The sequence below is a fragment of the Actinophytocola xanthii genome (assembly GCF_001921205.1).
Taxonomy (GTDB): domain Bacteria; phylum Actinomycetota; class Actinomycetes; order Mycobacteriales; family Pseudonocardiaceae; genus Actinophytocola; species Actinophytocola xanthii.
Genome location: NZ_MSIE01000113.1, coordinates 1 through 2,701 on the forward strand (window position 1 = coordinate 1; position 2,701 = coordinate 2,701).

3 protein-coding genes are annotated in these 2,701 nt (G+C 70.6%); all 3 read left to right on the top strand.

The window, feature by feature from the left end; translation table 11 throughout:
* Positions 1-786, top strand: a 786-nt coding sequence (locus tag BU204_RS36135; RefSeq protein ID WP_332888615.1) for an alpha/beta fold hydrolase, incomplete at its 5' end; no start/stop codon positions are given.
* A gap of 290 nt (positions 787-1,076) precedes the next feature.
* Positions 1,077-1,667: an RNA polymerase sigma factor gene (locus BU204_RS36140; protein ID WP_075130304.1), complete on the top strand. Its 591-nt coding sequence runs from the start codon at positions 1,077-1,079 to the stop codon at positions 1,665-1,667.
* The gene (locus BU204_RS36145) at positions 1,664-2,518 is read left to right on the top strand and encodes a hypothetical protein (RefSeq protein ID WP_075130305.1); all 855 of its coding nucleotides are present in this window, start codon (positions 1,664-1,666) and stop codon (positions 2,516-2,518) included. The genes BU204_RS36140 and BU204_RS36145 overlap by 4 nt, the downstream gene beginning before the upstream one ends.
* Positions 2,519-2,701: the final 183 nt, after the last annotated feature.

Genomic DNA, 2,701 nt, shown 5'->3' on the forward strand with positions numbered 1-2,701 from the left:
CCCAGCAGGCCCCGCGAACCATCGCGGGGCCTGCTGGCGTTTCCGGCTGTTCTCGCGCTGCCGTTCGGGGTGCGTAGGCTGTCCGCCATGGCCACCTACGTGTTGATCCACGGCGCCTCCGACGCGTTTTACTGGCACCGCGTCGTGCCCTTGTTGGAGGCCCGCGGCCACGACGTCGTGGCGCCCGACCTGCCCATCGGCGACGAGAAGGCGACGTTCGCCGACTATGCCGACACGGTCGTGCAGGCTGTCGGCCACCGGTCGGACGTCGTTCTCGTCGCCCAGTCGATGGGTGCCTACACCGCGGCGATCGTCTGCCACCGCGTGCCCGTCGAGCTCGTGATCCTGGTGGCCCCGATGATTCCGGCTCCCGGTGAGACGCCAGCCCACTGGTGGACCAACACCGGCCAGCGCGAGGCCCAACGGGAGCTCGACGAACGCGAGGGCCGCGACCCCGACGCCACCTTCGACCCCAGGGCCACCTTCATGCACGACGTACCCGACGAGGTCGTCGAGGCGGTTCTCGACCACGGCGTTCCCCAGCAGGCGGACGCCATCTTCGGCCACCCGTGGCCGCTGGAGGCCTGGCCCACCGTCCCCACCCGAGTACTGGTCGGCCGCGACGACCGCCTGATCCCACTGGAGCTCGCTCGCCACCTCGCCCAGACCCGCCTCGGCGTCACCCCCGACGAACTACCCGGCGGCCACCTCCTGGCCCTCGGTCATCCCGACGCCCTGGTCGACTGGCTCGAGTCCTACCGCGAACAGCTCGCCCAGTCCGCCTGACCGGGCCATGACCAGCGACGGTCCGTCCGCCGCCATCCTGTGGCGGCGTGTCGTCGCCGGTCAGCGCGCGGCGATCGGCCCGCTCTGCGACGCGTGATCACCAGGGTTCTTCCTCGCCCCGCGACGCCGGTCGAGCAGCTCACGACGACGCCTCCGCCCACCCCTCGAGGCCTGCCCCCGGACCGCCGCACCGTGATCCGCGCCGAGCTCGAACGAGCGATTCCGACGTCGTCTTCGACCGGCTGGGGCAGGAGAGGCAACACGCCAGGGGCAGCGGACACAACCAGAGCATGAAAACAGACGATCCGCCGGACGCCGAGTTGTGGGCTCGCGCCGTCGCCGGCAGTGGATCGGACTTCGGGCTGCTTTTCGATCGGCATGCCAAGGCCGTCTACAACCACTGCTTCCGGCTCTGTGCGTCCTGGTCGCAGGCCGAGGACCTGACCCAGTCCACCTTCCTGGTGGCCTGGCGAAAACGGGACTCGGTCGTCCTGGAGCACGACTCCGCCCGGCCCTGGCTGCTCGCGGTTGCCACGAACGTCGTCCGCAACGAGCGGCGTTCGGTCCGCCGGCGGCTGGGACTGACGGCCAGGGTCGCCGCCGAGCGCCCGACCGCCGACCACGCCGACGACGTGGTCGCCCGAATCGACGATGAGCGTTCGATGGCGCGGTTGCTCGCCGCGATGCGCCGGCTGCCGCACAACCAGCAGGAGGCGCTCGCGCTGTGCGTCTGGTCCGAGGTGTCCTACGCCGAGGCGGCGGCGGTGCTCGGCATCGCCGAAGCGAGTGTGCGAGCCCGGGTCAGCAAGGCCAGAGCGCGGCTGGCCCGCCTGCTCGACAAACCGATCCCACTTTCCCCGATGCCGCTGGAGCAGTCATGACCCACCTCTTGCCGCCAGTCCGCGACCTGCCGGCGGACCGGCACGCCGAGATCCGGGCGGAGGTCGTGCGGGCCATGGACCGTCCGCCTCGCCGCCCCTGGTTCGTCCCGACCCTCGCCGCCGCGGCGGCCGCTGTCGTCGCGTTCGCCGTGGTTGTGCTGCTGCCGAGTGACAGGCCGGACACCCTTTCGCCGGCGGCTCGCGGCGAGCGTCTGCTGGAGCTACCGCCGGGCGTGACGGCCGAAGAGCGCAGCGAGTTCGAGCGGCGGTGCGAGAAGGTGGACCCTGCCGGCGGGGACTACCGGCTGTACAACGCGATCACAGACGACGTCGGTACTGCCACCCTGCTGATCGGTGGCCCCGACGCCTCCGACTGCATGTTTCGTTCAGATAAGTGGGTTAACCACCTGAACCTGACGATGCGGGCGGTGGGAGGCAGGGTGTGGTTGCCCGGCTCGATCGTGATGGACTCCTACTGGATCAGGTCCGAGGAGCACAGCGACACACCGGCCTCCCGGCTGGTCTTCGGACGAGTCAGCTCCGAGGTCGTCTCGGTGCGGATGACCACCGACACCGGCACGATCGACGCCGTGGTCGCCAACGGCACGTTCATGGCCCGGGTGATCTACCAGGGCCCCCCGCCGCCCGACGACGCACCGGTGAAGGTCAGTGCGTACGACGCCGAGGGAAACCTCCTGGACACCGATGACCAGACCTTCGCCCCCAACCACGACTGCTATTCACTTCCCGACGGCCGGTTCATGAGCGGGGACGGCTTCATCGCTGCCCCTCCCACCGACCCGGCCTATTTCGACGAGCGGAACTGCCGGCCCGCGACCCCCTGGCGCTGACCTCGGCACAGCCACCGGCGCCGACCCGGCAAGGTCCGGGCGGCGCCGGTGGCCGCGGGCCCTAGCTAGGGCACGTCCTCAAAGCCCTCGATCGCGGTCTTCGCGCCCAGCCCGCCGCTGGCGGCGTTGTCGGACAGACCGAGTACAACCCGGTACGAGGCCTGCCCTCCGCCTTGCCAGCGA